Source organism: Streptomyces sp. UH6, assembly GCF_013421635.1.
Lineage (GTDB): Bacteria > Actinomycetota > Actinomycetes > Streptomycetales > Streptomycetaceae > Streptomyces > Streptomyces abyssomicinicus.
On sequence record NZ_JACADT010000650.1, the window covers coordinates 1 to 3,287 of the forward strand.

The 3,287-nt window shown below is 72.1% G+C and carries 3 protein-coding genes and 1 pseudogene; 2 read left to right on the top strand and 2 right to left on the bottom strand.

From position 1 onward, the window contains the following. The first annotated feature begins 369 nt into the window (after positions 1–369). Together HW445_RS23650 and HW445_RS23655 are read left to right on the top strand one after the other, a co-directional pair. Entirely contained in the window at positions 370–759 is a 390-nt protein-coding gene (locus HW445_RS23650; RefSeq protein ID WP_180222968.1) for a hypothetical protein, read from the top strand. A 249-nt stretch (positions 760–1,008) separates the two neighbouring features. Continuing rightward, positions 1,009–2,361, top strand: coding sequence for a M28 family metallopeptidase (locus HW445_RS23655; protein WP_180222969.1), 1,353 nt, complete (start codon positions 1,009–1,011; stop codon positions 2,359–2,361). 113 nt (positions 2,362–2,474) lie between these two features. Here HW445_RS23655 and HW445_RS23660 read toward each other — a convergent pair whose 3' ends face one another. Together HW445_RS23660 and HW445_RS23665 are read right to left on the bottom strand one after the other, a co-directional pair. After that, positions 2,475–2,915, bottom strand: coding sequence for a hypothetical protein (locus tag HW445_RS23660; RefSeq protein WP_180222970.1), 441 nt, complete (start codon positions 2,913–2,915; stop codon positions 2,475–2,477). A 129-nt stretch (positions 2,916–3,044) separates the two neighbouring features. Next, positions 3,045–3,287 (bottom strand): annotated as a pseudogene (locus HW445_RS23665) (PLP-dependent aminotransferase family protein); the annotation flags it as partial.

Below are 3,287 nucleotides of genomic sequence, written 5' to 3' on the forward strand. Positions count from 1 at the left end.
GGCGGGGCTCAGCCCGGTCGTCGCGGAAGCCGTCTGGCGGGCCATGGTCGGGGCCTTCATCGACCTGGAGCTGACGGAACACCGCCGGGAGCGCGGGGAGCGCCGACCCGGGGAGAAGGGCTCCACGGGGGATCCACTTCGGCCATAGCCTCCACGCCACCGCCGCCCCGCACCTCGCACCCCGTGACGGGTGCGGCACCCGGTGTCACCGTGACCTATGGGATCCGCGCGGTCGCCGGACGGCCCGCCGCCCGGCGATCGGATTCCGTCGACCCCTCCGGAAGCGCTTGGCCGCCCCCGCGGCGGTGCTGAAGGCTTCCCTCCACGACGGAGCGCGCGGTGCGCTCCGGCAGAGAGGGGAGAACACCCATGAGCACACACCGGAAGCCCAGGGCCGTCCTGACCGCCGTGGCCGGTTTCGCCCTGGTGCTGGGCACCGCCACGTCGGCGTCCGCGGCCACCCAGATCCCCGCGGACGGCACGGGATACGCCTACTGGCAGTCCGACCCCAGCGGATCCACCCCCGGAGACGCGTTACGGGTGTGCGACACCAAGGCCGACGGGTACGCCGTGCGGGCCGTGCTCACCACCTACTCCGGCGGCAGCTACCGCGAGGTGAGCACCTCCGGCCACGCCGCCGGCTACTGCTCCCCCTGGAAGACCGGGGACCTGCCGGAGGGCACCAAGCTGGTGATCACGACCCACTACGGCTCCAGCGGCAACTGGGTCGCCGCCGACATGGACTTCGTCACCGCCTGACCCGGTCCGCCTCCGCCTCCGCGGGAGGGTCCTCCGCCCCGACCGCGCCCCCGGCCGTCCCGCCGGCCGGGGGCGTCCGGAACACGCTCTTGACGGGACACCGACAAATCGCTGAGCATCGGGCTCGCTCAGTGACCAGCACGCGGTGACGAGCACGCAGTGACCGGCCGTCAGTGACCGCTGAACCGGTCCCACCGCTCCAGACCCCGTCCGGTACACCCCGCCCCGACGAGAAAGCGCGGTTCCCCCATGAAGAGCCCCGAGCCCGGCCTGCTCCGACCGCTCCGCAGACGCGCCGCGACGGTCGCCGCCGTGGCGGTGACGGCGCTGCTCGCCGTCACGCCCGCCTCGTACGGCAGCGCACCCGGCGCCGCCCCGGCGGCGCCCGCCGCCCGGGCGCTCGCCGCCCCCGACATCCCGCTGGCGAACGTCAAGGCGCACCTGACCCAGTTCCAGTCGATCGCCGCCGCCAACGGCGGCAACCGGGCCCACGGCCGCCCCGGCTACAAGGCCTCCGTCGACCACGTGAAGGCCAAGCTCGACGCGGCCGGATTCACCACGACCGTGCAGCAGTTCACCTCCTCCGGGGCCACCGGCTACAACCTGATCGCCGACTGGCCCGGCGGCGACCCCAACCAGGTCCTGATGGCCGGCGCGCACCTCGACTCGGTCGCCGGCGGCGCCGGGATCAACGACAACGGCTCCGGATCCGCTGCCGTGCTGGAGACGGCGCTCGCCGTCTCGCGCGCCCAGCTCCAGCCCACCAAGCACCTGAGGTTCGCCTGGTGGGGCGCGGAGGAACTCGGGCTGGTCGGCTCCAAGTACTACGTGAACAACCTGGCCACGGCCGACCGTTCACGCATCTCCGGCTACCTCAACCTCGACATGGTCGCCTCCCCGAACGCGGGCTACTTCGTCTACGACGACGACCCGGAGATCGAGAAGGTGTTCAAGGACTGGTACGCAGGCATCGGCGTGCCCACCGAGATCGAGACCGAGGGCGACGGCCGCTCCGACCACGCCCCGTTCAAGAGCGCGGGCATACCCGTCGGCGGGCTCTTCACCGGAGCCAGCCGCGTCAAGACGGCGGCCCAGGCCGCCAAGTGGGGCGGGACCTCCGGGCAGGCCTTCGACCGCTGCTACCACTCCTCGTGCGACTCCACGACGAACATCGACGACACCGCCCTCGACCGCAACAGCGACGCGCTCGCCCACGCCCTGTGGACCCTGGGCACGCAGGCGGCGCCGGCGCCGGGCACCTCCTTCGAGAACACCACGGACGTCGCCATCCCGGACGGCGGCGCGGCCGTGACCTCCACCATCACCGTCACCGGCCGCACCGGCAACGCGCCGTCGACACTGCGGGTCGGCGTCGACATCAAGCACACCTGGCGCGGCGACCTCGTGGTCGACCTGCTCGCGCCCGACGGCACGGCGTACCGGCTGAAGAACTCCAGCGGCTCCGACTCGGCGGACAACGTCATCGCCACGTACACCGTCAACGCCTCCACCGAGACGGCCGACGGCGGCTGGCGCCTGCGCGTCCAGGACGTCGCGGCCCAGGACACGGGCTACATCGACAGCTGGAAGCTGACCTTCTGACCTGCTGACCTGCTGACCTTCTGATGTTCCGGCCCGTCAGGTCTTCGCACGCCGAAGGGCGTCCCGCACCGTACGGTGCGGGACGCCCTTCGGTCGAGGCAGGGCCGCCGGCGTCAGACCGCGGCGGCCTCGGCCCTGTCCTCCCGGCGGGAGCGGATCCGGCCGCGGAGCATGAAGACGCCGAAGATCAGGATGATCACGCCGGTGCCGCCCGGGACGGCCCACTTCTTGTAGTCGTCGACCACGGCGGTGGTGGCGTCGGGGCCCTCCACCTTGGTCGCCACCGGGGAGGTGGGCTCGGAGTCGAAGGTGGTGTCCACCTCGACGGACGCGATCGTGAACGACTTGTCGTCGGCCTCGAAGGAGCCGGTGCACGAGTAGGTGGTGCCGCTGCGGCGGGTCTTCTCCGTCTCGCACTGCTGGGCCGTGAACTGGCCCGGGGTGCCGGTCACCTGGGTGTCCGCGCGGATGACGCTGAAGACGATGAGACCGACGCCGCCGACCAGCGCGACGATCATGATCAGGAACTGTCTGATCGCGAAAAGGCGTTCCATGGGAGCCCCCCCTGGGGTGTGGACATGGGTGTGGACACGGGTGTGTCGTGGACGAGGCGCATGCCCCGAGGGGGAACGGCCGCACGGCAGCGTAAGGGATCACGCTTGTCGGTGTGCAGTAAATTTTGATCACGCGTGGGTTGCGAACCGGGGCCCGCCGAAGGGCCCGGTCGGCCCGTCGGCGAGGGCCTGCGCCAACCGCTGTACGCCGTCCTCGAGTTGGGCCGCGCCCGGGGTGCTGACGTAGCTGAGGCGCAGATGGGGCGCGGGTGGCTCGGCGGCGAAGTAGTGGGTGCCGGGAGTGACGGCGACCCCGAGACGGAGGGCTCCGGCGGCGACGGCGCGCTCGTCGGCGCCGCCCGGCAGGCGGAG